This window comes from Micromonospora chalcea (assembly GCF_028768405.1).
In the GTDB taxonomy this organism is placed as follows: domain Bacteria; phylum Actinomycetota; class Actinomycetes; order Mycobacteriales; family Micromonosporaceae; genus Micromonospora; species Micromonospora chalcea.
Window position 1 is genome coordinate 2947759 of sequence record NZ_CP118233.1, and the last position, 26525, is coordinate 2974283.

21 protein-coding genes are annotated in these 26525 nt (G+C 75.2%); 11 read left to right on the forward strand and 10 right to left on the reverse strand.

Translation table 11 applies throughout. The annotated features are described in order from the left end of the window. Positions 1 to 141 precede the first annotated feature (141 nt). From PVK74_RS12520 to PVK74_RS12530, 3 genes are read left to right on the forward strand one after another with little or no spacing between them, the layout of a single operon-like run. On the forward strand, positions 142 to 1389 hold the full coding sequence (locus PVK74_RS12520; RefSeq protein ID WP_064446416.1) for a MurT ligase domain-containing protein: 1248 nt from the start codon (positions 142 to 144) through the stop codon (positions 1387 to 1389). After that, complete coding sequence (locus PVK74_RS12525) at positions 1379 to 2101, forward strand: type 1 glutamine amidotransferase (RefSeq protein WP_043329464.1); 723 nt, start codon at positions 1379 to 1381, stop codon at positions 2099 to 2101. Before PVK74_RS12520 ends, PVK74_RS12525 begins: the two co-directional genes overlap by 11 nt. 29 nt (positions 2102 to 2130) lie before the next feature. Next, on the forward strand, positions 2131 to 2808 hold the full coding sequence (locus PVK74_RS12530; protein ID WP_369799370.1) for a TVP38/TMEM64 family protein: 678 nt from the start codon (positions 2131 to 2133) through the stop codon (positions 2806 to 2808). A gap of 46 nt (positions 2809 to 2854) precedes the next feature. On the opposite strand, the gene leuS is transcribed toward PVK74_RS12530, so the two are convergent. Beyond that, entirely contained in the window at positions 2855 to 5695 is a 2841-nt protein-coding gene (gene leuS / locus PVK74_RS12535; RefSeq protein ID WP_274479099.1) for a leucine--tRNA ligase, read from the reverse strand. Positions 5696 to 6096: 401 nt separating this feature from the next. On the opposite strand from leuS, the gene PVK74_RS12540 reads away from it, so the two are divergent. The 3 genes from PVK74_RS12540 to PVK74_RS12550 are packed head-to-tail and all read left to right on the forward strand — an operon-like array spanning position 6097 to position 10937. Then, the gene (locus tag PVK74_RS12540; protein WP_043329458.1) at positions 6097 to 7152 is read left to right on the forward strand and encodes an AAA family ATPase; all 1056 of its coding nucleotides are present in this window, start codon (positions 6097 to 6099) and stop codon (positions 7150 to 7152) included. Between the two features lies 1 nt (position 7153). Then, positions 7154 to 8452, forward strand: coding sequence for a DUF58 domain-containing protein (locus PVK74_RS12545; RefSeq protein ID WP_274479100.1), 1299 nt, complete (start codon positions 7154 to 7156; stop codon positions 8450 to 8452). A gap of 16 nt (positions 8453 to 8468) precedes the next feature. After that, a complete protein-coding gene (locus PVK74_RS12550; protein WP_274479101.1) occupies positions 8469 to 10937 on the forward strand; it encodes a transglutaminase TgpA family protein in 2469 nt (822 codons plus the stop codon). Positions 10938 to 11433: 496 nt separating this feature from the next. Here PVK74_RS12550 and PVK74_RS12555 read toward each other — a convergent pair whose 3' ends face one another. The 9 genes from PVK74_RS12555 to PVK74_RS12595 all read right to left on the reverse strand — a co-directional run bounded on the left by PVK74_RS12555 (position 11434) and on the right by PVK74_RS12595 (position 22190). Further along, positions 11434 to 11832, reverse strand: coding sequence for a DUF3040 domain-containing protein (locus PVK74_RS12555; RefSeq protein ID WP_030500228.1), 399 nt, complete (start codon positions 11830 to 11832; stop codon positions 11434 to 11436). A gap of 115 nt (positions 11833 to 11947) precedes the next feature. Next, positions 11948 to 13207 carry a DNA polymerase IV gene (locus PVK74_RS12560; protein WP_274479102.1) on the reverse strand — a complete coding sequence of 420 codons (1260 nt, stop codon included), beginning with the start codon at positions 13205 to 13207 and terminating at the stop codon, positions 11948 to 11950. An 84-nt stretch (positions 13208 to 13291) separates the two neighbouring features. Further along, positions 13292 to 14455, reverse strand: coding sequence for an alkaline phosphatase family protein (locus PVK74_RS12565; protein WP_187694413.1), 1164 nt, complete (start codon positions 14453 to 14455; stop codon positions 13292 to 13294). After that, complete coding sequence (locus PVK74_RS12570) at positions 14452 to 15183, reverse strand: methyltransferase domain-containing protein (protein ID WP_030500225.1); 732 nt, start codon at positions 15181 to 15183, stop codon at positions 14452 to 14454. Before PVK74_RS12570 ends, PVK74_RS12565 begins: the two co-directional genes overlap by 4 nt. A gap of 31 nt (positions 15184 to 15214) precedes the next feature. Further along, positions 15215 to 15394, reverse strand: a complete 180-nt coding sequence (locus PVK74_RS12575; protein ID WP_030500224.1) for a hypothetical protein — start codon at positions 15392 to 15394, stop codon at positions 15215 to 15217. Positions 15395 to 15490: 96 nt separating this feature from the next. Then, positions 15491 to 18841, reverse strand: a complete 3351-nt coding sequence (locus tag PVK74_RS12580) for an error-prone DNA polymerase (RefSeq protein ID WP_274479103.1) — start codon at positions 18839 to 18841, stop codon at positions 15491 to 15493. Between the two features lie 93 nt (positions 18842 to 18934). Further along, positions 18935 to 20773 carry a DNA polymerase Y family protein gene (locus tag PVK74_RS12585; RefSeq protein ID WP_274479104.1) on the reverse strand — a complete coding sequence of 613 codons (1839 nt, stop codon included), beginning with the start codon at positions 20771 to 20773 and terminating at the stop codon, positions 18935 to 18937. Next, the gene (locus tag PVK74_RS12590; RefSeq protein WP_064445216.1) at positions 20770 to 21531 is read right to left on the reverse strand and encodes a hypothetical protein; all 762 of its coding nucleotides are present in this window, start codon (positions 21529 to 21531) and stop codon (positions 20770 to 20772) included. Before PVK74_RS12590 ends, PVK74_RS12585 begins: the two co-directional genes overlap by 4 nt. A 155-nt stretch (positions 21532 to 21686) precedes the next feature. Further along, complete coding sequence (locus tag PVK74_RS12595) at positions 21687 to 22190, reverse strand: SAV_6107 family HEPN domain-containing protein (protein ID WP_043329447.1); 504 nt, start codon at positions 22188 to 22190, stop codon at positions 21687 to 21689. Between the two features lie 513 nt (positions 22191 to 22703). Between PVK74_RS12595 and PVK74_RS12600 the strand changes: the two genes are divergently transcribed. The 5 genes from PVK74_RS12600 to PVK74_RS12620 all read left to right on the forward strand — a co-directional run bounded on the left by PVK74_RS12600 (position 22704) and on the right by PVK74_RS12620 (position 26515). Next, entirely contained in the window at positions 22704 to 23192 is a 489-nt protein-coding gene (locus tag PVK74_RS12600; RefSeq protein ID WP_064445214.1) for a YbaK/EbsC family protein, read from the forward strand. Beyond that, positions 23189 to 23917 carry a monooxygenase gene (locus tag PVK74_RS12605; protein WP_274479105.1) on the forward strand — a complete coding sequence of 243 codons (729 nt, stop codon included), beginning with the start codon at positions 23189 to 23191 and terminating at the stop codon, positions 23915 to 23917. The genes PVK74_RS12600 and PVK74_RS12605 overlap by 4 nt, the downstream gene beginning before the upstream one ends. Next, positions 23914 to 24468 carry a GNAT family N-acetyltransferase gene (locus PVK74_RS12610; protein WP_043329442.1) on the forward strand — a complete coding sequence of 185 codons (555 nt, stop codon included), beginning with the start codon at positions 23914 to 23916 and terminating at the stop codon, positions 24466 to 24468. The genes PVK74_RS12605 and PVK74_RS12610 overlap by 4 nt, the downstream gene beginning before the upstream one ends. A gap of 119 nt (positions 24469 to 24587) precedes the next feature. Beyond that, entirely contained in the window at positions 24588 to 25391 is an 804-nt protein-coding gene (locus PVK74_RS12615) for a carotenoid biosynthesis protein (protein WP_113972534.1), read from the forward strand. Further along, positions 25388 to 26515 carry a glycosyltransferase family 2 protein gene (locus PVK74_RS12620; protein WP_274479106.1) on the forward strand — a complete coding sequence of 376 codons (1128 nt, stop codon included), beginning with the start codon at positions 25388 to 25390 and terminating at the stop codon, positions 26513 to 26515. Before PVK74_RS12615 ends, PVK74_RS12620 begins: the two co-directional genes overlap by 4 nt. Positions 26516 to 26525 lie beyond the last annotated feature (10 nt).

Genomic DNA, 26525 nt, shown 5'->3' on the forward strand with positions numbered 1-26525 from the left:
GCTACCCGACATCGACCGACGCCGTCCGGCCCCGCGCGCTCCACCCGTCCGCCGGAACGTCCCCGGCCGAACGGTTCGCCGTCGGCGGCGATCTGGTGGAGGTGGCGGTCCGGTAACCTCGCTCGCGTGACGGACGCGAAGATGCCCTTGCGGGCAAAGGTGGCCAGCTCCGTGTCGCGCACCGCCGCGGCGCTGTCGCGGGCCGCGGGCCGTGGCGACGGCTCGGTGATCGGCGGCTGGATCGGCCTCAAGATCGACCCGGACCTGCTCGCCCACCTCTCGGCCGGGCGCGCCATCGCCCTGGTGTCCGGCACCAACGGCAAGACCACCACCACCCGGCTCACCACCGCCGCGGTCGGCGTGCTGGGCCGGGTCGCCACCAACTCCTTCGGCGCGAACATGCCCACCGGCCACACCTCGGCGCTCGCCAAGGCCGGCAGCACGCCGTACGCGGTGCTGGAGGTGGACGAGCACTACCTCGCCCAGGTGCTGGAGGCGACCGAGCCGCACGTGGTGGCGCTGCTCAACCTCTCCCGCGACCAGCTCGACCGCGCCAAGGAGGTCGCCATGATGGCGCAGCTCTGGCGCGCCGCCCTGGTCCGGCACCCGCGGGTACGGGTGGTCGCCAACGCCGACGACCCGATGGTGGTGTGGGCCGCCACCCCGCCGGCCGACCCGGCCCAGGGCCACGTGCCGCCGCACGTCACCTGGTTCAGCGCCGGGCAGCGCTGGCACGACGACTCCTGGGTCTGCCCCGAGTGCGGCTCCACCATCCAGCGCTCCGGCGAGCAGTGGTGGTGCACCGGCTGCCCGCTGCGCCGCCCCGAGCCGAACTGGACGGTCGAGGACGACGGCGTGCTCGACCCCACCGGCGCCTGGCACAAGATCCAGCTTCAGCTCCCCGGCAAGGTCAACCTCGGCAACGCGGCCACCGCCCTGGCCGTCGCCGCCGAGTTCGGCGTACGCCCGGTGGACGCGGTCTCCCGGCTCGGCACCGTCACCTCGGTGGCCGGGCGCTACGCCCAGGTGAACCGCGACGGGCGCAACATCCGGCTGCTGCTGGCGAAGAACCCGGCGAGCTGGCTGGAGGCGTTCGACATGGCCGACGTCGCGCCGACACTGCTGTCCATCAACGCCCGCGACCCCGACGGGCTGGACACGTCCTGGCTGTTCGACGTGGACTTCTCCCCGCTGACCGGCCGGCAGGTGCTGATCACCGGCGACCGGGCGTACGACCTGGCGGTGCGGCTCGAGGTCAACGGCGTGCCGTTCCAGCACGTCCGCAGCTTCGACGAGGCGGTCCGCGCGGTGCCGCCGGGCCGGCTGGAGGTCATCGCCAACTACACCGCCTTCCAGGACATCCGAGCGGAGCTGGACCGTGTCAACTGAGAGCCTGCGCATCGTCTGGATCTATCCCGACCTGCTGTCCACCTACGGCGACCGGGGCAACGCGCTGATCCTGGCCCGCCGGGCCCAGCTGCGCGGCATGCCGGTCGAGGTGCTGGAGGTCCGCTCCGACCAGCGGCTGCCCGCCACCGCCGACATCTACCTGCTCGGCGGCGGCGAGGACGGCCCGCAGGCGCTCGGCGCCCAGCGCCTGATCGCCGACGGCGGCCTGCACCGGGCGGTGGCCCAGGGCTCGGTGGTGTTCGGCGTCTGCGCCGGCTACCAGTTGCTCGGCACCTCCTTCTTCGCCAAGGGCACCCAGTGCGCCGGCCTGGAGCTGCTCGACCTCTCCTCCGACCGCGGCCCCACCCGGGCCGTCGGCGAGCTGGCCGGCGAGGTCGACCCGCGGCTGGGCATCCCGCACCTGTCCGGGTTCGAGAACCACGGCGGCCGTACCCACCTCGGCCCCGGCGTGTCCCCGCTGGCCCGGGTCACCACGGGCGTCGGCAACGACGGCGCCACCGAGGGCGCGTGGCGGGGCAAGCTGCTCGGCACCTACTCGCACGGCCCGGCGCTGGCGCGCAACCCCGACCTGGCCGACCTGCTGCTGCGCTGGGCGACCGGCATCCACCAGCTTCCGCCGCTCGACGACACCTGGGCCGACCGGCTCCGCTCCGAACGCCGCACCGCGGTGGCCGCCGCCCCGAGGCCGTGACCGACGCCGCCCGGCCGGGGCGGCGACCGGTGGCCCGCCGGCTCGCCGGGTTGCTGCGGCAGCCCTCGGCGCGCCGGTTCGGGCTGCTCCTGCTGCTGCTCGCCGGGTTCGGCGTGACGCTGCTGCTGGTGCCGCGGCCGGATCCGGCCGACCTGCCCCGGCTCGCCGACTCGCTCGGCGGCTACGGCCCGCCCGCGGCGGTTCTCGGCGGCGCGCTGCTGCTGGTGGCTCTGGTGCCGCGCACGTTCGTCACGCTGGCCGCGGGCGCGATCTTCGGCCCGGTGCAGGGCGCCGCGTACGCGCTCGGCGCGGCGCTGCTGGCGGCGGCCCTCGGCTTCACGGTGGGGCGGGTGCTCGGGCGCGACTTCGTCGCCGAGCGGGTACGCGGCCGGCTGGCCCGCCTCGACGGCTGGTTCGCCCGGCAGAGCGTCTTCGGCGTGATCACCGTCCGGCTGCTGCCGATCGCCGGGTTCGGCCTGGTCAGCTACGGCTACGGCACCACCGCCGCCCGGGTGGGGCCGTTCCTGGCCGGCAGCGTGATCGCCTCCGCCCCCACCGCCATCGGTTACGCGGCGATCGGCGCGGCGGTGACCACGCCCGGGTCGATCAACTGGTACGCGGCGGCGCCTGCGAGCCTCGGCCTGATCGCCAGTGTGCTGATCATCCACCGCTGGTGGCGGGCCGAACGGCGACGCCGCGCGACCTGACCGGCGGGTGGGCGTGTCCCGCGTGTGGACACGCCCACCCGCCGGGTCAGACGACGACCGAGACCATCCGGCCCTTCACCACGATCACCTTGCGCGGCTCCTTGCCGGCCAGCGCGCCTGCCACCGCCTCCAGCGCCGCCGCGCGGACGGTCTCCTCGGACGCGTCGGCCGGCACCTCGATCCGGCCCCGGACCTTGCCGTTGACCTGCACCGGGTACGTGACCGACTCGGCCACCAGCAGGGCCGGGTCGGCGACCGGGAAGTCCGCGTACGTCAGGGATTCCTCGTGGCCCAGCTTGCGCCACAGCTCCTCCGCCAGGTGCGGGGCGAACGGGGCGACCATCAGCACCAGCGGCTCGGCCACCTCACGCGGGGTCTCCGCCAGCCGGGTCAGGCCGTTCGTCAGCTCGATCAGCTTGGCGATGGCGGTGTTGAACCGGATCCCGTCCATGTCGGCGCGGACCCCGTCGATCGCCTTGTGCAGCAGCCGCCGGGTCGCCTCGTCGGCCGGCGCGTCGGTGACCCGCAGCTCACCGGTCTGCTCGTCGACGACGGTGCGCCAGACCCGCTGCAGGAACCGGTACGAGCCGACGACCGCCCGGGTCTCCCACGGGCGGGACACCTCCAGCGGGCCCATCGACATCTCGTACACCCGGAACGTGTCCGCGCCGTACGCCGCGCACATGTCGTCCGGGGTGACCACGTTCTTCAGTGACTTGCCCATCTTGCCGTACTCGCGCCGCACCTCGGTCTCGCCGTGGAACCAGCGGCCGTCGACCTCGACGACCTCCTCGGCGGGCACGTAGGCGCCGCGCGGGTCGACGAACGCGTACGCCTGGATCATGCCCTGGTTGAACAGGCGGCGGAACGGCTCGAACGACGAGACGTGGCCCAGGTCGTACAGCACCTTGTGCCAGAAGCGCGCGTACAGCAGGTGCAGCACGGCGTGCTCGGCGCCGCCGACGTACAGGTCGGTGCCGCCGCAGTCACCCGGACGCTGCGGCCCCATCCAGTACGCCTCGTTCTCCGGGTCGGCGAAGCGCTGCGAGTCGGTCGGATCCAGGTAGCGCAGCTCGTACCAGCAGGAGCCGGCCCACTGCGGCATCACGTTGGTCTCGCGGGTGTAGCGCTTGGGCCCGTCACCCAGGTCCAGCTCCACCTCGACCCAGTCGCGCCGCCGCGACAGCGGGGTCTCCGGGTTGCTGTCGGCGTCGTCGGCGTCGAACGTCTTCGGCGAGAAGTCCTCCACCTCGGGCAGCTCGACCGGCAGCATCGACTCGGGCAGCGCGATCGGCGCGCCGGTCTCGTCGTACACGATCGGGAACGGCTCGCCCCAGTAACGCTGCCGGGAGAACAGCCAGTCGCGCAGCCGCCAGGTGACCGCGCCGGCGCCGTGTCCGTTCGCCTCCAGCCACTCGATGATCCGCGCCTTGGCCTCGGTGACGCCCAGGCCGTCCAGGTCGATGCCGCGCTCCGGCGCGGCGCTGTTGATCGCCGGGCCGTCCCCGGTGTACGCCTTGCCGGCGAAGCCCTCCGGCGGCTGCACGGTCCGCACGATCGGCAGCTCGAAGACCTCGGCGAAGTCCCAGTCCCGCTCGTCCTGCGCGGGCACCGCCATGATCGCGCCGGTGCCGTACCCGGCCAGCACGTAGTCGGCGATGAAGATCGGGATCTGCCCGCCGGTCACCGGGTTGGTCGCGTAGGCGCCGACGAAGACGCCGGTCTTCTCCTTGCTGTCCGCCTGCCGCTCCATGTCCGTCTTGGCCGCGGCGGCCTTCCGGTACGCCTCGACGGCCTCACGCGGGCTCGCGTGCCCACCGGTCCAGGCGTCCTTCGTCCCCTCCGGCCAGGCGGCCGGCGTCAGCACGTCGACCAGCTCGTGCTCGGGGGCCAGCACCATGTAGGTGGCGCCGAAGACGGTGTCCGGCCGGGTCGTGAACACCCGCACCGGCGCGGCGGCGGTCGGGAAGTCGATGTGCGCGCCGGTCGACCGGCCGATCCAGTTGCGCTGCTGCAGCTTGATCGGCTCCGGCCAGTCCAGTGTGTCCAGGTCCTCCAGCAGCCGGTCCCCGTACGCGGTGATCCGCATCATCCACTGCTTCAGGTTGCGCTTGAAGACCGGGAAGTTGCCGCGCTCGGAGCGGCCGTCGGCGGTGACCTCCTCGTTGGCCAGCACGGTGCCCAGGCCCGGGCACCAGTTGACCGGCGCCTCCGAGACGTACGCCAGGCGGTGGTCGTCCACGACGCGCCGCCGCTCCCCCACGGACAGCTCGGCCCACGGCCGCCCGTCCGGGGTGGCGCGGGTGCCGCCCTCGAACTCGGCGATCAGCTCGGCGATCGGCCGGGCCTTGCGCGCGTCCGTGTCGTACCAGGAGTTGAAGACCTGCAGGAAGATCCACTGCGTCCAGCGGTAGAAGTCGGTGTCGATGGTCGCCACCGACCGCCGCTCGTCGTGGCCCAGCCCCAGCCGGCGCAGCTGCGCCCGGTACCGCTCGATGTTCGCCTCGGTGGTGGTGCGGGGGTGGGTGCCGGTCTGCACCGCGTACTGCTCGGCGGGCAGGCCGAACGCGTCGAAGCCCATCGCGTGCAGCACGTTGCGCCCGGCCATCCGCTGGTAGCGGGCGTAGCAGTCGGTGCCGATGTAGCCCAGCGGGTGGCCGACGTGCAGGCCCGCGCCGGAGGGGTACGGGAACATGTCCAGCACGTACAGCTTCTCGGCGCCCGCGCGCGGATGACCCGGGTCGGCCAGCGGGCCGGTCGGGTTCGGCGCGTGGAAGGTGCCGTCCCGCTCCCAGGTGTCCTGCCAGCGGTGTTCGATCTCGTCGGCCAGTGCGGCGGTGTACCGGAACGGGGGAATGTCGGTCGCCGGTGCGGCTGCCTCACTCATGGCGTCTCCTCGGCGCGGATCGGGCGATTCGAAAAAATTGTGGGCGGTCTGCTGCGGGCACAAAAAAGCCCCTCGCGCAGGAGGGGCGGCCGTGCTGTCGCGCGTTCAGCGCATCAACACGGCTCGGTAAGAAGCAGGAAGAACCCGGCCATGCAGGCAGTGTACCTCGCAGCCCTCGGCGGCGGCGCGCCCGTTCCGCCCGGAGCGGCCGGTCCCCCGGTCCGGCGAATATTCCGGGCGTAACCGACCGACCACCTGCGGGAGTCGGCAGTAACGACAAACATGGTTAGCCTGAGAGGCCAGTGAGATTACTGCGGCAGACGTGGCTCGGCGTCGCGAACCCAACGGCGGGTCCAGGTGCTCTATAAAGAGCTGCCGTCCAGGCGACGAGGAGGAGGCCCGTGACACAACAGACCTGGGACGAGGTGGGCGGTCTGCTGCCGCACGACGAGTTCCGCGCCGCCAGCGAGGCCATCGTGGCCAACATCGAGCAGGTCATCGAGGGCAAGACCGCCACCGTCCGGCTCGCCCTGGCGGTGCTGCTGGCCGAGGGCCACCTGCTCATCGAGGACGTGCCCGGCGTCGGCAAGACCAAGCTCGCCAAGGCGATGGCCCGGTCCATCGACTGCTCGGTCCGGCGGATCCAGTTCACCCCCGACCTGCTTCCCAGCGACGTCACCGGCGTGAGCGTCTACAACCAGGAGACGCACGACTTCGAGTTCCGCCCCGGCGCGGTCTTCGCCAACCTGGTGGTCGGCGACGAGATCAACCGGGCCTCGCCGAAGACCCAGTCGGCGCTGCTGGAGTGCATGGAGGAGCGCCAGGTCACCGTCGACGGCGTCACCTACCAGTTGCAGACGCCGTTCATGGTGATCGCGACGCAGAACCCGATCGAGATGGAGGGCACGTACCCGCTGCCCGAGGCGCAGCGCGACCGGTTCACCGCCCGCATCGCCATGGGCTACCCGGACCCGCGCGCCGAGCTGGCCATGCTCGACGGGCACGGCGCCACCGACCCGCTGTCGGGGCTGCGGCCGGTCTCCGACGCGGCCACCGTGCGCCGGCTGATCGGTCACGTCCGGCAGGTGCACGTCGCCGACGCGGTCAAGCAGTACGCGATCGACCTGGTCACCGCCACCCGGGAGGCGCCGGACCTGCGCCTGGGCGCGTCCCCGCGGGCCACGCTCCAGCTGCTGCGCACCGCCCGCGCGGTGGCCGCCCTGGAGGGCCGCGACTACGTGCTGCCGGACGACCTCCAGGTCCTCGCGGTGCCGGTGCTGGCGCACCGGATCATCCCGACCGCCGACGCCCAGCTGGCCCGGCGCACCACCGACGCGATCGTCTCCGAGCTGGTGCACCGCCTGCCGCTCCCGCACGACCGGCAGCGTTCGCCGTACGACACCCGCCCCGGCGGCGGCAACAACGGCCGCGGGCCGTACGAGCCGCGGAGGCCGTGACGTGCGCGACGGCCTGCGTGGGCTGACCACCCGCGGCCGCTCCTTCCTGGCGGCCGCGGTGGCCGCGGCGATCTCCGCCGGCATCCTGGGCGAGAAGGACCTGCTCCGGGTGGCGGTCCTGCTCGCCGTCCTGCCGCTGCTGGCCGCCGCGTACGTCGGGCGCAGCCGGTACAAGCTGGCCTGCAACAGGTCGCTGGAGCCGCACCGGGTGCCGGTCGGGGCCAGCTCCCGCGTGGTGCTGCGGTTGCAGAACCTGTCCCGGCTGCCCACCGGCACGCTGCTGCTGGAGGACCGCCTGCCGTACGCGCTGGGCAGCCGCCCCCGGGTGGTGCTGGAGCGGCTCGGCGCGCACCAGGCCAGCTCCGTGGCGTACACCGTCCGGGCGGACGTGCGTGGCCGCTACGAGGTGGGCCCGCTGGTGATCCGGCTGACCGACCCGTTCGGGCTGTGCGAGCTGACCCGCTCGTTCCCCAGCACCGACCACCTCACGGTGATCCCGCAGGTCACTGCGTTGCCGTCGGTGCGGCTACCAGGCGAGTACGCCGGCAGCGGCGACAGCCGGGCCCGCTCGGTAGCGGTGCACGGCGAGGACGACGCCGCCACCCGGGAGTACCGGATGGGCGACGACCTGCGCCGCGTGCACTGGAAGTCCACCGCCCGCACCGGCGAGCTGATGGTGCGCCGCGAGGAGCAGCCGTGGGAGAGCCGCGCCACCGTCGTGCTGGACACGCGCGCCGCCGGGCACCGGGGCGAGGGGCCGACGGCGAGCTTCGAGTGGGCGGTCTCGGCGGCCGCCAGCATCGCCGTGCACCTGCGCCAGGCCGGCTACAAGCTGCGCCTGGTCACCGGCAACGGCGCCGACGTCGCGGCGACCGAGGCCGGCGGTGAGGGCCTGCTCCTGGACCAGCTCGCCGACGTGCACCTGGACCGGCGCGGCGAGATCACCACGCTGGTGCAGCAGGTCCGGCAGCGGGCCGACGGCGGCCTGATCATCGCGTTGCTCGGCACGCTCGGCGCCGCCGAGGCGGAGCTGCTGGCCGGTTTGCGCGGCAACGGCGCGACCTGTGTGGCGTTCCTGCTCGACAGCAACACCTGGCTGAACCTGCCGCCGAAGGCCCGCACCGAGGCGGAACGGGCGCACGGCGCCGCCGCGCTCGCGCTGCTGCAGAGCGGCTGGCGGGTCATCGGGGTGGAGCACGGCAGCCGTCTGCCGGTGCTGTGGCCGCAGGCCGGGCGCGGATCGCAGGGATTCGCGCTGCGGGCGGCCCTGGCCGAGACGGTCGCCGGAGGCATGCGATGACCGGAAGGAAGCTCCCGTGACCCCCCATCGCAACATCGGGTTCGTCGCCGCGGCGGCGACCCTGCTGGCGGCGGCCCCGCTGTCGGCGATCTTCGAACGCTGGACGTGGCTGATCCAGGCCACCATCGTGGTCGCCGTGGTGGCCGGCTCGGCCGCGTTGAGCCGGCTGGCCCGGGCGCCGCTGTGGGGCCAGGTGCTGGCGATGCTCGCCGGCCTGACCCTGGGCCTGACGTGGATCTTCCCGAGCGGCGCCGAGCTGCTCGCGTTCATCCCGGCCCCAGGCACGTTCGCCCACTTCGGCGAGCTGACGCAGGCGTCGCTGGAGGACATGCGCTCGTACGGCGTGAAGGTGCCCGACGTCGACTCGCTGCTGTTCCTCGCGGTGCTCGGCATCGGCGCGGTCGCCGTGGTGGTGGACGTCCTCTCGGTCGGGCTGCGCCGGCCGGCGCTGGCCGGCCTGCCGATGCTCGCCATCTACTCGGTGCCGGTGGCGGTCTACCTGGACAGCGTCCCCGCCACCCCGTTCGTGGTGGGCGCCGCCGGCTACCTGTGGCTGCTGGTCACCGACAACGTCGACCGGGTACGCCGGTTCGGCCGCCGGTTCACCGGTGAGGGACGCGACGTCGACGTCTGGGAGGCGTCGCCGCTGGCCGCGGCGGGCCGCCGGCTGGCAGTGGTCGGCGTGGCGGTGGCGGTGGCCCTGCCCCTGGCCGTGCCCGGGATGACCGGCGGGCTGATGAACAACGTCGGCGCCGGGCCCGGTGAGGGCAACGGCCGGCCCGGCCAGGGGGGCAGCCCGGGCCGGATCGACCTGTTCGCAGCGCTCAGCGGCCAGCTCAACCAGAGCCAGGAAACCGAGCTGGTGAAGGTCAGCACCAACGAGCCGAGCCCGTTCTACCTGCGCCTCGGCGTGGTCGACGACCTGCGGCCGAGCGGCTTCCAGGCGCGCGTGCCCACCGGGCGGCCGGTCACCCGCGGCCTGCCCGACCCGAGCGAGCGCACCCCGCGTGGCGTCGAGCGGCAGCGCTACAAGGCCACCGTCGAGGTGTCGAAGAACCTGAACATGCCGCTGCTGCCGGTCTACGCCGATCCGGTGAAGGCGGACGACCTCAACGGCAACTGGCTGTACGACTCGAGCCAGCAGATCGTCTTCTCCAACCGGGAGAACGCCCGCGGCAAGAGCTACTCGTTCGAGTACGTGCGCTCGACGTTCAGCCCGGCGGCGCTGCGCGCCGCCCCGTCCCTGCCCGCGGACAGCCCGGTGAAGCGCCAGCAGACCGAGCGGCCGTCGGTCCCGGAGGTCGAGGAGCTCGTCGACGAACTGGTGAGGGGCAAGTCGAACGACTACGACAAGGTCCGCGCGATCTACGAATACTTCTCCGTGGAGAACGGCTTCACCTACTCGCTGTCCACCCGCGACGGCAGCAGCGGGCAGGACATCACCGACTTCCTCGCCACCAAGGTCGGCTACTGCCAGCAGTACGCGGCGGCGATGGCCTGGCTGGTCCGGGCCGCCGGCATTCCGGCCCGGGTGGCTGTCGGCTTCACCAACGGCAGCAAGTCCGACGGCGGCACGTACGTGCTGACCAACCGCAACCTGCACGCCTGGACCGAGGTCAACTTCGGCAACGGGATCGGCTGGGTGCCGTTCGACGCCACCCCGGCGGCGAGCGTGCAGGGCTCGGTCCGCTCCGCCTGGGCGCCGGACACCGACGCCCCCGAGGAGGTCACCCCGTCGCCCGGCAGCACCGTCGCTCCCGGCGCCGCCGACCCGTCGGCCGGCCCGAACGAGGCGGACCGGCTCGACAAGGACACCGACCAGGGCCTGTCCCTGGGCGGAGGTGACCCGGCCGAGCAGAACCGGGTGTGGCCGTGGTGGCTGGCCGCGGCGCTGGCGCTGCTGGCGCTGTTCGCCGTACCGGGCCTGCGCCGCTCCACCCTGCGCCGCCGCCGGCGCGTCCGGGTCCGGGCGCCCTCGGCCACCGCGCTCGCGGTGCCGGGCCAGCGGGGCGAGACACGGGAGGTCGTCGTCGGCGTGGACGCCGAGTCCGCCCGCGCCGACGCGCACGCCGCCTGGGACGAGCTTCTCGACACGCTCGTCGACTTCCACGTCCGGGTGGACCGCACGGAGACCCCCCGCGCGACCGCCGAGCGGCTGGCCCGGGAGGCGCTCACCGAGAACGGCGACGCCGCGACCGGGGTACGGCTGCTGGGCCGGGCCGAGGAGCGGGCCCGGTACGCGCGGGACCCGCTCGCCGGCGCGGAGTTGCAACCGGCGCTGCGGACGGTCCGGGGCGCGCTCGCGGCCAGGGCGGACCGCCGCACCCGGCTGCTGGCCGCGCTGCTGCCCCCGTCGGTGATCCAGCGTTGGCGGACCGCCCTGGCCGAGCAGTCGGCCCGGATCGTCACCACGAGCGGGCAGGCCCGGACGCAGATGCTGCGCTGGAGCCCACGCCGCCTGTTGGCGGGCCGCACGGCCCGCTGACCGTCCCGCCCCGTCCCCTCGCCCCGTCCCCCCGGCCCCCGGCCCGTTGATCAAGGAGTTTGTGTCTCCGCGAGGCCTCCGACCGGACACAAACTCCTTGATCACCGACTGCTCAGCGGGCTGGCGGGGTGGGGAGCGAGGGCGCTTGAAATCTTGGTAGGAAAGGGCCGCTATAGGGGCCTTTTCCTACCAAGATCTTCGCGTTTCCCGCGCTTGGAAGATCGATCTCTATTCGTGGACTATCAGCCGACAGGAGCCGCCGCAGGTCGGCGCGGAGGCGATGATCGGCTGCGAAGCACTGGCCAGCGGACCGGGGAGAGACTCACGCCGCAGCCGGGGAATCCGGGGGCACCGCCACACCGACCGACATCGGGGCGTGGACGGGTGCGGCGCCATCGACCGCTACGCGACACCAACCGGCCGTGGAGCGGGCACGACGAAGCGCACGCCGACGGGCGTCGCCGCGACATCCGCCCCGGTCCGGGGCGGAGCACGGTCAGCGGTGTCCCTCCGGGCGCTGCCGCCAGCGGTCCTCCATCCGGTCGAGGAAGGAGCCCCGGCGGCCACTGCTGCGGCCACGGGGACGACGCCGGCTCGTTGTGCCGCCGACCACGTGCAGGTCGGGCGACTGGGATCGGCGGTGCGACTGCACCGCGTAGCCCAACGAGGCCAGCATGACGACGAAACCCGCCACGGCCACCGCGGGAATCTTGATCACGGCACCATAGATCAACAGGGCCAGACCAGCGACGACCACGCCGGCAGCGACGAGCACGCGACGCCGCGCGTGGAAACGCGGGTCGCTGGCGCGCACGGCCGAGGCGAACTTGGGGTCCTCGGCAAGCGACCGCTCGATCTGCTCGAACAGCCGCTGCTCGTGCTCCGAGAGCGGCACGGCACTCCTCCCCGGTCACGTTGGTCGACCCGGGCGGGCCGACAGACCGTGGCAGCCAACCGGCTGCTTACCCGCAAGTCTACGAGGGCCCCCGCGCGTCGGAAAGCGGGACGACCTACGGCCGGGTCGGTTTTTCGACTTGTCGTGTATCACGACGGCCGAGAAGACTGGCCGGACCTATGACGGACCGCCCGAATCGGGCGGCCGCCGCATCGGCCGCCGCCTCCGCCTCACGCCAGCCGCGCTCGGGCGCGCCGAGGGTGAGCTGCTGCGGGGTCTCCCCGGCGGGGGCGAGACCTTCCATCCGGACCCCGACCAGCCGAACCGGCTCGCCGGGAGCGAGCGCGCCCCACAACGCCCAGGCCGTGTCGAACATCTCCCGGGCGGTGTCGGTGGGCACGGCGAGCGTGCGGGAGCGGCTGATCGTCCGGAAGTCGGCGAAACGGACCTTGAGCGACACGGTACGGCCCACCTGCCCGGCCGCCCGCAGCCGGACGCCGGCCTTGTCGGCGAGCGCGAGCAGGGACCGCCGGATCTCGTCCGGGTCGGTCACGTCGATGTCGAACGTGACCTCCGCGCCGATCGACTTCTCCACCTGTTCGGGCGTCACCCCGCGCGGGTCGCGCCCCCACGCCAGCTCGTGCAGGTGGGCGGCGGACGCCTCGCCCACGGCCCGGCGCAGCAGGCCGGCCGGCGCCTCGGCGAGGTCGCGTACGGTGCGCAGGCCGAGGCGGCGCAGCGCGTCGGCGGAACGCTCCCCCACGCCCCACAGGGCGGACACCGGCAGCGGGTGCAGGAAGTCCAGCACCTGAGCGGCCGGGACCACGAGCAGGCCGTCGGGCTTGGCCCGGGTGGAGCCGAGCTTCGCCACGAACTTGCTCGGCCCGACGCCCACCGAACAGGTCAGCCGCTGTTCCTCGGCGACCCGGCGGCGGATCAGCGCGGCGATGTCGGCGGGCCGGCCGAACAGCCGGCGGGCGCCCGCCACGTCGAGGAACGCCTCGTCCAGCGAGAGCGGCTCGACCAGCGGCGTGACGTCCCGGAAGATCCGCATGACCGCCCGCGACGCCTCGGTGTAGGCGGTGAAGTCGGGCGGCAGGTAGACAGCGCCGGGGCAGAGCGCCCGGGCGCGGGCGGTGGGCATGGCGCTGCGGACGCCGTACTGCCGGGCCTCGTAGCTGGCGGAGCTGACCACGCCGCGCGGGCCGACGCCGCCGACCACCACCGGCCGCCCGCGCAGCTCGGGTCGGCGGCGCACCTCGACCGAGGCGTAGAACGCGTCCATGTCGACGTGCAGGATGGCGCAGCCGGTGTCGTCGGCGTCCGGCCCGAAGCGCGGGTCACCGCCTCGGGGCAACGACTGGCTGCGGCCCATGCCAGCAGGCTAGCCCGCCGGTCCGACAACCCCACCGCCCAGGCCGGCGGCCACCGACGCGGCCGCAGCCGCGGATGAGCCGGGTCAGCCCCGCACCACCAGCAGCGGAACGGTCATCTCGGCGGCGGTGTCCGCGCCGTGGTACGCCACCAGCCGCGACGCCATCGGCGGCTCGGAACGGGTGGCGACCACCGCGTAGGTGTCCCGGCAGACCACCACCACGTCGCCGATCCGCCTCAGGTGCGCCTCGGGCACCGGCCCGAACCAGCCGGTCGCCACCGCCTCGGCGCGGGTCAGCACGTGCGCGGCCGGGCCCAGCAGCTCGGTCCAGGCGGCCACCACGTCGGCCTCGGCGCCCGGCTCGGTGTGCAGGTAGCGGACGCGGGGCTCACCGGCGACCACCAGTACGCCGGCGCGCAGCCGGGGATCGGCGTCCAGGTCGATCCGGTGCCCGGCGGGCACGTCGAGCTGGCCGTGGTCGGCGGTGACCAGCAGCGCGGCGTCCGGCGGCAGCCCGTCGACGAGCCGGGCCAGCAGCGCGTCCACATCGGCGGCGGCGGACCGCCACGGCGCGGAGTCGACGCCGCTGAGGTGCCCGTGCCGGTCCAGGTCGGGGTGGTACCCGGAGACCAGCGTGGGTCCGTCCCCGGCGGCCAGCGCCGCCAGCATCCGCGCGGCGAGCGCGTCGGCGCCGGCCGCGCCCCGGTAGTCGCCGCCCCGGTTGGCGGCGAGCGTCAGGCCACTGCCGGCGAACTCGGGGCGGCTGACCACGGTCACCGCCACCCCGGCGGCGCGCGCCCGCTGGTACCAGGTGGGCACCGGCTGCCAGCTCACCGGGTCGGGGTCGCCGGCCCAGTCGACGTGGTTGAGCACCCGGTCGGTGCCGGGCACCCGGACGGTGAAGCCGAGCACGCCGTGCGCGCCCGACGCGGTGCCGGTGCCGAGGCTGACCAGGCTGGTCGGGGTGGTGGACGGGAAGCCGGTGGTGAGCGGCCGGCCGGTGGTGGCGGCCAGTCCGGCGAGCGTCGGGGCGTACCGGGCGGCGGTGGGGATCTGGTACCAGCCGAGGCCGTCGACGAGCAGCACCGCGATCCGGCGTACCCCGGCCAGCCCCGGTGCCAGGCCGAGCCGGTCGGCCGCACCGGGTACGCCGAGCACCGACAGCGCGCTGGGCAGCACGTCGGCCAGGCTGCCGCCGTCGTAGCGCGGCGCAACCCGGTCCAGCGGGCCCGGAGCCGGGCCGGTCATGCCGGGCGGCGGGCGAACAGGTGCAGTTGAGCGGCGAGATCACGGTACGGGGGCCGGGCCGCGAGCGCCCGTTCCAGCTCCACCAGGGCGGCCGGCTGACCGTCGGCCACGGCGGCCGGAAGCAGGTCGGCGAGCACCCGTACCCCGTGGATCTCCTCCACGGCGAGGCCTGCGGCGGTGAGCAGCGCGCTCGCGTCGGCGGCGTCGTAACGGCGGCGCAGCGTGTCCCGGCGGCCGGTGGTGCCGTGCGGGTCGGCGGCCAGCGCCGCGGCGGCGTCAAGCTGCCCGTTCATCGCCCGGCCGAACACGGCGGCGGCCCGGCCGGCGACGAGCACGCTCGCCGCGCCGCCCGGGCGCAACGCGGTGACCAGCGCGGAGATCACCGGTTCCGGCTCGTCGACGACTTCGAGGACGGAGTGGCAGAGCACCAGGTCCACGGTGGCCGGTTCGACCAGCCCGGCGAGCGCGTCGGCGTCGCCCTGCGTCGCGCGTACCCGGTCGGCGACCCCGGCCTCGGCGGCGCGGCGGGTCAGCGCGGCGAGCGCGTCGGGGCTGGCGTCGACCACTGTGACCCGGTGACCGGCCTCGGCGAGCGGGACGGCGAAGCCGCCGGTCCCGCCGCCGACGTCGAGCACGGAGAGTCGTTCGCCGGCCCGCCGGTCCAGCTCGGCCCGGAGCACCGACCAGATGACGGCGGTGCGGGGGGTGAGGGTTCGGATCTGCTCCACGCGCCGAGCCTAGTCACCCCCCGGCCCAGGTTCAGGACTCGCCGCCGCCGGCGGGGTCGTCCTCGGCGCGGGAGCGCTGGTCGTTGGCCACCGGGCCGTCGGTCACCTGGTATTCCCGCGGCTCGGCCTCGTGGGTGGGCGCCCAGTCGGCGCCGAGGCGGGTCCGTCGGGCGTTGGCTACGCCACCGGCGTACGTGCGGTGAAAGGTCATCTGTTCATCCCCCATACCCCGGGTGGGCCACTCTGCCCACCCGCGTCGGGAGTCTCCCGCCTCCGGCTCACGGAAACCGTAATGTGGATCACTCCATCAACGGAAATCCCTGGATGCCGGTGTGACGGGGGGCTCGATCGCGTCCAGCCGGTCCGCGGTGAGGTTCGTGACGCCCTCGTGCCGCTGCAGCCGGCCCCGCACCACCAGTGCTCCACTGGTGCGGGCGATTCGACGGTAGCGCTGCCACAGCCCCGGGGAGCAAGTGACATTCAGCATTCCGGTCTCGTCCTCCAGGTTGAGGAACGTGACGCCGCCGGCGGTCGCCGGGCGCTGCCGGTGGGTGACGATCCCGCCGACCCGGATCCGCTGCCCGGGCGGCACCTGGCCGAGCCGGGCGATCGGCACCGCGCCCAGTTCGTCGAGGCGGTCCCGGATGAACCGGGCCGGGTGGCTCTCCGGGGACAGGCCGGTGGCCCAGACGTCGGCGACCAGGCGGTCCACCGCGGCCATGCCGGGCAGCGTGGGCGGGTCCGCGCCGGTCACTGTGCCGGGCAGCCGGCCGGGCCGGTCCTGGGCCGCCGCGCCGGCGGCCCAGAGGGCCTGCCGCCGGGTCAGCCCGAAACAGGCGAAGGCGTCGGCGGTGGCCAGCGCCTCCAGCTGCGCGGCGGTGAGACCGACGCGGCGGGCCAGGTCCGGCATGTCCCGGTACGGCCCGTGCGCCGTCCGTTCCGCCTCGATCCGCTCGGCCACGTCCTCGCCGAGGGTACGGACGCTGCCCAGCCCGAGCCGTACCGCCGGGCCGCCCAGCCCCCAGGCGTGCGGCGGCTCGCCCGGCACGCTGCCCCACCGCGTCTGCGGGGTGGACTCCAGCACCGCCTTGGCGCCGCTGGCGTTGATGTCCGGCCGGCGTACCTCCACGCCGTGGCGGCGGGCGTCGTCGGCGAGCGTCTGCGGCGAGTAGAAGCCCATCGGCTGGGCGTTGAGCAGCGCGGCCAGGAACGGGCCCGGGTGGTAGCGCTTGAGCCACGAGCTGGCGTACACCAGGTAGGCGAAGCTCATCGCGTGGCTCTCCGGGAAGCCGTAGCTGGCGAACGCGGTGAGCTTGCGGTAGACGTCGTCGGCCAGCTCGCCGGTGATGCCCCGCTCGGCCATCCCGGCGTAGAGCCGGTCGGCGATCTGCGCCATCCGCTCCACCGACCGTTTCGCCCCCATGGCCCGGCGCAGCTGGTCGGCGCCGGCCGCGTCGAACCCGGCCAGGTCGATGGCGAGCTGCATGAGCTGCTCCTGGAACAGCGGCACGCCGAGCGTCTTCTCCAGCGCGTTGCGCATCAGCGGGTGCGCGTACGTGACCGGCTCCTGGCCGTTCTTGCGCCTGATGTACGGGTGCACCGAGCCGCCCTGGATCGGGCCGGGCCGGATCAGCGCCACCTCCACCACCAGGTCGTAGAACTCGCGCGGCTTGAGCCGGGGCAGCGTGGCCATCTGGGCGCGGCTCTCCACCTGGAACACGCCCACCGAGTCGGCCCGGCAGAGCATGTCGTAGACCTCGGGGTCGTCCAGCGTCATGTCGCCGAGGTCGAGGCGGGAGCCGATCAGGTCGTAGCCGTAGTGCAGCGCCGAGAGCATGCCGAGGCCGAGCAGGTCGAACTTGACCAGGCCGACGGCCGCGCAGTCGTCCTTGTCCCACTGGAGCACGCTGCGGCCGGGCATCCGGCCCCACTCCACCGGGCACACCTCGATCACCGGCCGGTCGCAGATCACCATGCCGCCGGAGTGGATGCCCAGGTGCCGGGGGAACGTCTGCAGCTCGTTGGCGTACGCGACCACCTGCTCCGGGATGTCCGCCACGTCGACCGCGGCGACCGAGCCCCACCTGTCGATCTGCTTGCTCCAGGCGTCCTGCTGGCCGGGTGAGAAGCCGAACGCCTTCGCCACGTCCCGCACCGCCGACCGGGGCCGGTACGAGATGACGTTGGCGACCTGGGCGGTGTGCTCCCGGCCGTAGCGGGCGTAGACGTGCTGGATCACCTCCTCCCGACGGTCGGACTCGATGTCCACGTCGATGTCGGGCGGGCCGTCGCGTTCCGGGGCGAGGAACCGTTCGAACAGCAGCCGGTGCCGGACCGCGTCCACGTTCGTGATGCGCAGCGCGTAGCAGACCGCCGAGTTGGCCGCCGAGCCCCGGCCCTGGCAGTAGATGTCCTGCGCGCGGCAGAACGCGACGATGTCGTAGACCACCAGGAAGTAGCCGGGGAAACCGAGGTCTTCGATCATCCGCAGCTCGTGTTCCAGCTGCGCGTACGCCTCCGGGTGCGCCTCGGGCGGGCCGTAGCGCTCGCGGGCGCCGTCCATGGTCAGCCGGCGCAGCCAGCTCATCTCGGTGTGCCCGGGCGGCACCGGGTACGCCGGCAGCTTCGGCGCCACGAGCTGCAGGTCGAAGGCGAGTTCCGCGCCGTACTCGGCGGCCCGCGCCACCGCCCCCGGGTACGCGGCGAACCGCGCCGCCATCTCCGCGCCGCTGCGCAGGTGGGCGGTGGCCGCGGCGGGCAGCCAGCCGTCGATCTCGTCGAGGCTGCGCCGGGCCCGGACCGCCGCGACCGTGGTGGCCAGCCGCCGCCGGCCCGGGGTGGCGTAGTGCACGTTGTTCGTGGCGACTGTGGGCAGCCCGGCCGCGGCGGCCAGGTCGGCGAGCGCGTCGTTGCGGTCGGCGTCGACCGGGTGGCCGTGGTCGGCCAGCTCCACCGCCACCGTCTCCGCGCCGAACAGCGCGGTGAGCCGGTCCAGCTCCCGGGCCGCCGCGTCGACGCCCTCGGTGAGCAGCGCGGCGGGCACGTGCCCCTTGCGGCAGCCGGTGAGCACCAGCACGTGGTCCTTCAGCTCCGCCGCGAGCTCCTCCAACTCGCCGTAGACCGGGCGGCCCTTCTCCCCGCCGCGCAGCTGGGCGCGGGAGATGGTGGCGGCCAGGCGCGCGTACCCCTCGTGGCCGTGCGCCAGCACCAGCAGGTGCCGGCCGAGCGGGTCGGGTTCGCCGTTCTGCGGGCCGGGCAGCCCGAGGGACAGTTCCGCGCCGAAGATCGTCGGCAGCCGCAGCGCGCGGGCCGCCTCGGCGAAGCGCACCACGCCGTAGAAGCCGTCGTGGTCGGTGACGGCGAGCGCGGTCAGCCCGAGCCGGGCCGCCTCCTCGGCCAGCTCCTCCGGGTGGCTGGCCCCGTCGAGGAAGCTGAAGTTGGAGTGCGCGTGCAGCTCCGCGTACGGCACCACGCCGTCCGGCCGGTCCAGCTGCGGCGGCTGGTATTCCTGGCGCTTGCGGCTCCACGCCGGTGAGTCGCCGCCGTCGGCGTCGACCGCGAGCGGGTCGACCACGTGCAGGTGCCGCTCCCCCTTGGCCCGCCCGGAGAGCACCTGCTCCAGCTTCGACCAGGGCATCTTCGGGTTGTGGAAGCTCACCGGTGCCCGCCTCGCCCTGCACCCGAAAGCCCGAGATCTTGGTACGAAGCGGCCCCCGGAGGGGCGCTTTCGTACCAAGATCTTTCCCGGCGCTCAGTCATAGATCGCCTCCACCAGCCACTGCCCGCCCTCGACCGCGAGCAGCAGCGCGGCACCGTCGGCCAGGCACACCTGGAACCGGGCCCGGCGGCGCGCCTCGGCCGGCGCCCACCAGCGTTCGTCCACCGGCCACGGGCCGGCCCACCCGGTGATCTCGGCCGGGCGGCCGTCGCCGACGGTGAGCCGGGCCGGCGCCGCGCTGACCGCCAGCCGCGCGCTCACCACCACCGGATCCCCGGCCGCGTCGCGCACGTCGGCGGCCAGTGGGGCGGGCAGCACCACGGCCGGCGACGGCGGCGGGATCCGCCCCGGCCACGGCGGCTCGGCCATCGCCCGGCCCCGCCCGGCCCGTCGCCCCGCACGGCCCCCAGGGGGTACGACGACAGGGGCGGACGCGGCACCCGGAGCGGCCCCGGCGGCCGGGCGCGACGGCGTCACGCCGCTCGCCGGAGCGGCAGCCGGACCGGCCGGAGCCGGGCGCGACGACGCGACACCGCGCACCGAACCGGCCGGGACCGGGCGCGACGACGCGACACCGCGCACCGAACCGGCCGGGACCGGTGGCGCGGCGGCGGGAGAGGCGGGCGGCAGGGGTGGCGGGCCGGGGCGCGCGGGCACCCGCTCGTCGCCCCACGGCACGAGGCGCACCTGGTCGGCCGGGGAACGCCCGCCACCGAGCACGGCGGTGACCACCGCCTCGGGGCCGAGGATGCCCTGCACCCGGCTCAGCGCGCGGTGCGCCCGCTCCCGTTCCGCGCCGGTCTCCCCCCACAGCCCGGGTTGCAGGCCCGCCTGGGCGAGCACCCCGTCGGGCACCAGCCGCAACCGGACGATCCCGGCGGTCGGGCGGGCCGGGCGCGTCCCGCCCCGGCCGTTGCTGCCGGTGAGCCAGCCGTCGAGCTGCCAGCGGACCCGGTCGGCGATGGCCGCGGCGGTGAGCAGGCCGTCGTGCCGCCAGACCCGGTGCAGCTCCTGGCCGTGCGCGGTGACCGCCTCGATGCCGAGGCGGGTGCAGGCCAGCCCGTACCCGGCCAGCCGCTCGTGCAGCAGTTCGGCGAGCGTGCGGGCGGCGAACGCGGCGGCGTCGACCCGGTCGACCGGCTCGTCGTAGTCGGCGGTGACGATCAGGTCGGCGGGCGGCTGCCGGACCGCGAGCGGGCGGTCGTCCCGGCCGCCGGCGAGCCGGTGCGCCAGCGCGCCGTCGAAACCGAACCGGGCCAGCACGTCCCCGGCGGGCAGCGCCGCGAAGTCGCCGAGGGTGCGGACGCCGAGCCGGCGCAGCAGGTCGGCCAGGGCGGGCCGGCCGAGCGCCTCGACCGGCCGGGTGGCCAGGAACTCGCGGGTGCCGCCGGGCGCCACGATCCGCCCCTCCCGGGCGGCCAGCCCGGCCGCGAACACCCCGTCGGCGATGCCGACCTGGCTCTCCACCGCGCAGCTCTGCGCGACGTGCTCGACGATCCGCTCGGCCGCCGCCTCCTCGCCGCCGAGGTAGCGGCTCGGCCCCCGGGCCGCCGTGGCGCAGGCGCCGGGCCGGATCACCTCGACGCCGGCGACCACCTCCTCCACGGCGGCCACCACCGGTTCGAACGCCCGCGCGTCCCGCCCCGGGTCGTGGTCGACCACCGTCAGGTGCGGGCAGCGCCCCTGCGCCTCCCGGCGGCGCAGCCCGCGCCGGATCCCCTCGGCACGGGCCCGCTCGGAGCAGGCGACCACCCGGTTGGCGTGCAGCACCACGACCGGGTCGGTGGCGGGCACCCCGTCGACGATCTCGGCGGCGAGGACCGGCCAGTCCGGGCACCAGAGCAGCAGCGTCCGCTGCGGTACGCCGCTCACGCCGGCCCGGCCACGGCGGGCGTACGGGCGGGCGGAGCCACCACGCGCAGCCGGCGCGACGGCGCGGCGGACGGTGCGCCGAACCCGGCCGAGCGGGGGATCACCCGGGTCAGCTCGTCGCCGGGCAGCCAGACCTTGATCTCCTTGGGGCGGGCGGCGGCGCCCCGCCCCCGGGCCGAGACGGTCACCTCACGGCGGCGCAGCCGCCCGCGACCGGCGCCGAGCCCCTGCCAGACGCCCCGGACCACCTGGAGCGTGACGTCCGCGCCGTCCCACCGGCCGTACGGGACGAGCACGCTTCCGCGCTGCCGGGCGCGGGCGGCCAGCCGGGTGGCGATCGAGGCGGAGACGGTCGCCGGCACGGCGGTGACCACCACGTCGACCCCGTCGATGAGCGCGGCGACCACTGTGGGCCACTCCGGCCCGGGGTCGGGCACCAGGGCCAGCCGGTCCAGGGCGATGCCCGCCTCGGCGGCGGCGCCGGCCCCGAAGGTGGGTACGCCGACCACGGCGCACCACGAGCCGGCCCGGGACGCCTCGGCGAGCAGCGCGAGGATCAGCGAGGTGGCGCCGCTGCGCCGGGGCTGGCCGGCGCCGACCGCGACGGTGCTGCCCCGGCGCAGGCCACGGTTGGGCAGCAGCCCGGTCAGCTCGGCCCGGACGGGCAGCACCCGGTGGCCGCCGGCCGGGTCGGGCGCGCTCGCCGGACGGACCAGCTCGGCCAGGGCGGCGGAACCGACCACCATGCGGCCCGCCATCGGACCAACCCCCCGTCGTGTTTCCGCCACGGGCCCGCCCGTGGATGGTGCTGTGGATCGTGTGCTGTGGATCGTGTCGGTGCTGCGGCACGTGGTGCCGTTGGTGCGGCGCCCGGCCACCCGGGGTCCCGCCGGTGGTGGCCGGGCGCCACGAATCAGGCCGCGGCTGCTCCGGGCCGGGTCGGGGAGTCGGGGGCGCCGCGCCGCAGGGGCCGGGGCAGGCCGTCGAGCGCCGGCTGGTGGGCCAGGCCGAGCGCGGTCTCCACCACTGTCACGAACTCCTCGGCGGCACGCAGCAGGTCGTCGGCCTCCCGGGCGGTGACCACCCGGGGGATGCCTGCTTCGGCGGCGGCCCGCTTGCTCGCGCCGGCGGCGAAGTAGGCGGCCCACTCGTCCAGCTCGGGGGCGACGGTGGCGAGCAGCACCCAGACGCTGGTGATCCGGTTCCGCCGGGTGGGCGCGGGACGGGCCCGGGCGGCGAGCACGGCGGCGGCGGCGCGCAGCGCCGCGAGGTGGGCGGCGGCGTACCGGAGACCGTCGGGACGGGTGCGGGCGGCCTCGGCCAGCCCGTCGCGGGCCACCGCGAGCAACTGGGCGGGGGTGCGGTGCGGCAGCACGTGCGCGGGCACCGTGGGCGCCTGGGCCGGACTGGTCGGCATGGGTCTCTCCTCCGCGTGTGGCCGGGGCGGGCGGTCGCGCGACGGGGAAACCGTCGCCCGGTCGCCCGGAGCGGTCGGTGCGGAGGAAGACGCACCTTCAGGTGGCTGGCCGGCCGGGTGTGGACGCTTCCCCACACCCACCCCCGGCCGGCGTGCCGGCGGGTCCGTCGCCCGCCGCCCGGGGGTCGTGGGCGGCGGGCGACGACCTGCCTGACGGGCCCGGACTCGCGACTGTCCGAACCCGGTGCGGCCCGCGGTGCCGCACCTCCCGGAAGCCGGTGCCGCGAAACACCGCTTCCGGAGCGTTCGACGGGTGCCCGACCGGTCGGACCGGAGCCGGGCCAGCCGGGGAGCTGAGCCGCTATCCGCTCTAACCGAATCGAACACTCGTTCTAACTACCCTGACAGTACACCTCCCTACCGACGAAAACGCAACGTGTGACGCGCCGGGGACACACGGGAGGGCCACGGCCCCCGGCGGGGCCGGACCGGGGGTGAGGGAAGAATGGGGGCATGCAGCCACACCCGAACGTGCAGGCGGTGCAGCGCGCGCTCGACGAGGCGGGCGCGCGGGACGGATCGGGCGAGGCCAGCCTCGTCCGACTGCTGCCCGACGCGGTGCACACCGCCGCCGCCGCGGCCGAGGCGCTCGGCGTCGCCGTCGGCGCCATCGCCAACTCGCTGATCTTCGACGCGGACGGCGCGCCGCTGCTGGTGCTCACCTCCGGCGCGCACCGGGTGGACACCGCCGGGCTGGCCGCCACGCTGGGCGTGACCCGGCTGCGCCGGGCCACCCCGGAGTTCGTCAAGCAGCACACCGGGCAGGTGATCGGCGGCGTCGCCCCGGTCGGCCACCCCACGCCGCTGCGCACCGTCGTCGACACCGCCCTGACCGGGTACGACGAGGTGTGGGCCGCCGGCGGCGTACCCCGGGCGGTGTTCCCCACCACGTACGCGGAACTGCTGCGGATCACCGCCGGCGCGCCGGCCGAGGTGGCGTGAACCCCGAACTCGTCACGCTGCACGTGTGGCGTGTGCCCCGACGGGCCGTACCCGGTGTGCCGGCCCGGATGGCCACCCACCCGGCGCGGCTGCGCCGCCTGCCCGGCGTCCGCTTCGCCAAGCTGCTCGGCACCGGGACCGGCACCGGATTCGGCCCCGGCGACGCCGACCTGACCCGGTGGGCCGCGCTCGTGGTCTGGGACTCCCTCGCCGACGCGGCCGGCTTCGACGCCTCCCCGGTCGCCCGCTCCTGGGCCCGGATCGCCCGCGCCGCGGTACGGGTCGACCTGCGCCCGCTGACCAGCCGCGGCCGGTGGTCCGGCCGGGAGCCGTTCGGCGCGCCGTCGGGCGGGCGGGTCACCGGTCCGGTGCTGGCGCTGACCCGGGCCCGGCTGCGGGCCCGCCGGGCGGCCACGTTCTGGCGGGCGATCCCGCCGGTCGCCACCGAGCTGCACGCCGCGCCCGGCCTGCTCGCCCGCTTCGGCGTCGGCGAGGCGCCGCTGGGCTGGCAGGGCACGGTGAGCGTGTGGCGCGACCCGGCGGACCTGGTCGCGTTCGCGTACCGTTCCCCCGAGCACCGCGCCGCGATCACCCGCACCCCCACCGAGGGCTGGTACGCGGAGGAACTGTTCGCGCGGTTCGCGGTGGGCGACGTGGTCGGCGACCGCACGGTGCTCGGCTGGGCCGCCGAGGGCGGCCCGGAAACAGCGAGAGGGTACGCATGAGGCTGGTGCGGTGGACACCGGACGACCTGGTCCGGCGGCTGGACGACGTGGTGGCCGTCTACGGCGAGGCGATGGGCTACCGGCCCGACCTGCTGGAGGCCCGCCGCGGCTACATCGCCACCCACGTACGCCGGCCCGGCTTCCGCGCCGTCGCCAGCCTCACCACCGAGGGCCACCTGGCCGGCTTCGGGTACGGCTACCGGGGCGCCACCGGGCAGTGGTGGCACGACCAGGTGCACCGGGCGCTGAACGCGCGGGACCGGCAGCGCTGGCTGGCGCACCCGTTCGAGGTGGTCGAGCTGCACGTCCGCCCGCCCGCGCAGGGGCACGGCCTGGGCGCCCGCCAGTTGCGCGCGCTGCTCGCCGTGGCCGAGGGCGACACCACGCTGCTGTCCACGCCGGAGGCCGACGAGGAGAAGTCCCGGGCCTGGCGGCTGTACCGCCGGTTCGGTTTCGTCGACGTCCTGCGGCACTTCCACTTCCCCGGCGACGAGCGGCCGTTCGGCGTGCTCGGCCGGGACCTGCCGCTGCCCCCGCCGGACGCCCCGTGAGCGCGAGGAGTGAGCCGGGTTTGCGAGCCCCGCAGTCGCGAACGAAAGGGCGGCACCGTGAGCGCGAGGAGTGAGCCGGGTTTGCGAGCCCCGCAGTCGCGAACGAAAGGCGGCACAGCATGAGAGCCCGGCTGCCCTGGGCGCTGCTGGCCGCGCTGATCCTCGCCCAGATCTGCTACCCGCTCACCGGCGGCGCGACCCGGGCCGGGCTCACGGTGGCCACAGTGGTGCTCGGCTGGCTGCTCTCGGTCGGCCACGCGCTGCTCACCCGCGGCGTCCGTACCGCCGCCGCGCTGGTCGCGGTCGTCACCGGCGGCGGGTTCGCGGTGGAGGCGATCGGCGTGGCCACCGGGTTCCCGTTCGGCACCTACGACTACTCCGGCGAGCTGGGCCCGAAGCTGGCCGGGGTGCCGCTGATCATCCCACTCGCCTGGACCTGGATGGCCTGGCCGGCGTGGCTCACCGCGGTGCGGCTGGTCCGCTCCCGCCTCGCCCGGATCGCGCTGTCGGCGGTCGGACTGGCCGCGTGGGACCTGTTCCTCGACCCGCAGATGGTGGCCGAGGGCTACTGGACCTGGCGTGACGCCACCCCGGCGCTACCCGGGCTGCCCGGCATCCCGGTCAGCAACTACCTGGGCTGGCTGGGCTTCGCGGTGCTGCTCGCGGTCGCGCTGCGCCCGCTCGCCGGTCCGTCGGTGGACCGGACCGACGGCCGGGACGCGCCGATGTTCGCGCTCTACCTCTGGACGTACGCCTCCAGCGTGCTGGCGCACGCGGTGTTCCTGCGGCTGCCGGCGTCGGCGCTGTGGGGCGCGGCCGGGATGGCGGTGGCGGCGGTGCCGCTGGCGGTGACGCTGTGGCGGGCCCGCCGGGACCGGGCCGCCGCGCCGGAGCCGGCGCCGCGCGTCGACGCCCCGGCATGATCGCCACCCTCGCGCTGGCCGTGGCGGTCGCCGCGCTCACCGGGCACACGATCGTCAACGCGTACGCCTGGCTGCGCCGCCCGGCCGCCGGCCCGGCCGAGGTGACCGAGCCGGTGGCGGTGCTGCTGCCGCTGCGCGACGAGGCCGACCGGGTCACCCCGTGCCTGCGCGCGCTGCTGGCCCAGCGCGGCGTGCCGGACCTGCGGATCGTGGTGCTCGACGACGGCTCGACCGACGGCACCGCCGACGTGGTCCGCGCGGTGGCCGGTGACGATCCCCGGCTCACGCTGCTCACCGGCGTCGCCCCGCCGCCGGGCTGGCTGGGCAAGCCGCACGCCTGCTGGCAGCTCGCCACCCGGACCGCCCCGGAGCCGGCGGTGCTGGCCTTCGTCGACGCGGACGTGGTGCTCACCCCGTACGCGGTGGCGGCGGCGGTGACCGAGTTGCGCGCGGCGGACGCGGCGCTGCTGTCGCCGTACCCCCGGATCGTGGTGCGGACGGTGGCCGACCGGCTGGCGCAGCCGCTGCTGCAGTGGTTGTGGCTGACGTTCCTGCCGCTGCGCGCGATGGAACGCTCGCGGCGGCCGTCCCTCGCGGCGGCGGGCGGGCAGTTCCTGGTCGTGGACCGGGCCGGCTACCTGCGGGCCGGCGGGCACGCGGCGGTGGCCGACAAGGTGCTGGAGGACATCGAGCTGGCCCGGGCGGTGAAACGGGCCGGCGGGCGGATCGCGCTGGCCGACGGGTCCCGGCTGGCGTCCTGCCGGATGTACGACACCTGGCCGCAGCTGCGCGACGGCTACACCAAGTCGCTGTGGGCGACGTTCGGGCACCCGGCCGCCGCGGCGGCCGTGCTGGCGCTGCTGTTCGCGCTCTACGTCGCGCCGCCGCTGCTGGCGCTCGGGGCGCTGCTCGCCGGCGCGCCGGCGGTGGCCGCCGTGGCGTTCCTGGCCTACCTGGCCGGGGTCGCCGGGCGGGTGGTCAGCGCCCGCGCCACCGGCGGACGGGCGTGGCCCGACGCGCTCGCACACCCCGTGTCGGTCGTGGTCCTCGGTTGGCTGACCGTCCGGTCGTACCATCTGCGGAAGCGACACCGGCTCACCTGGCGGGGTCGCCCGGTCACCTAGGAGGGGCACG

Bases quoted from the DNA above. Each gene is read 5' to 3' on its own strand.
- PVK74_RS12595 (WP_043329447.1), bottom strand. From the start codon at position 22,190: ATGCCGACCAGTCCGGCCCAGGCGCCCACGGTGCCCGCGCACGTGCTG.
- PVK74_RS12520 (WP_064446416.1), top strand. From the start codon at position 142: ATGCCCTTGCGGGCAAAGGTGGCCAGCTCCGTGTCGCGCACCGCCGCG.
- PVK74_RS12600 (WP_064445214.1), top strand. From the start codon at position 22,704: ATGCAGCCACACCCGAACGTGCAGGCGGTGCAGCGCGCGCTCGACGAG.
- PVK74_RS12590 (WP_064445216.1), bottom strand. From the start codon at position 21,531: ATGGCGGGCCGCATGGTGGTCGGTTCCGCCGCCCTGGCCGAGCTGGTC.
- leuS (WP_274479099.1), bottom strand. From the start codon at position 5,695: ATGAGTGAGGCAGCCGCACCGGCGACCGACATTCCCCCGTTCCGGTAC.
- PVK74_RS12610 (WP_043329442.1), top strand. From the start codon at position 23,914: ATGAGGCTGGTGCGGTGGACACCGGACGACCTGGTCCGGCGGCTGGAC.
- PVK74_RS12575 (WP_030500224.1), bottom strand. From the start codon at position 15,394: ATGACCTTTCACCGCACGTACGCCGGTGGCGTAGCCAACGCCCGACGG.
- PVK74_RS12560 (WP_274479102.1), bottom strand. From the start codon at position 13,207: ATGGGCCGCAGCCAGTCGTTGCCCCGAGGCGGTGACCCGCGCTTCGGG.
- PVK74_RS12620 (WP_274479106.1), top strand. From the start codon at position 25,388: ATGATCGCCACCCTCGCGCTGGCCGTGGCGGTCGCCGCGCTCACCGGG.
- PVK74_RS12565 (WP_187694413.1), bottom strand. From the start codon at position 14,455: ATGACCGGCCCGGCTCCGGGCCCGCTGGACCGGGTTGCGCCGCGCTAC.
- PVK74_RS12615 (WP_113972534.1), top strand. From the start codon at position 24,588: ATGAGAGCCCGGCTGCCCTGGGCGCTGCTGGCCGCGCTGATCCTCGCC.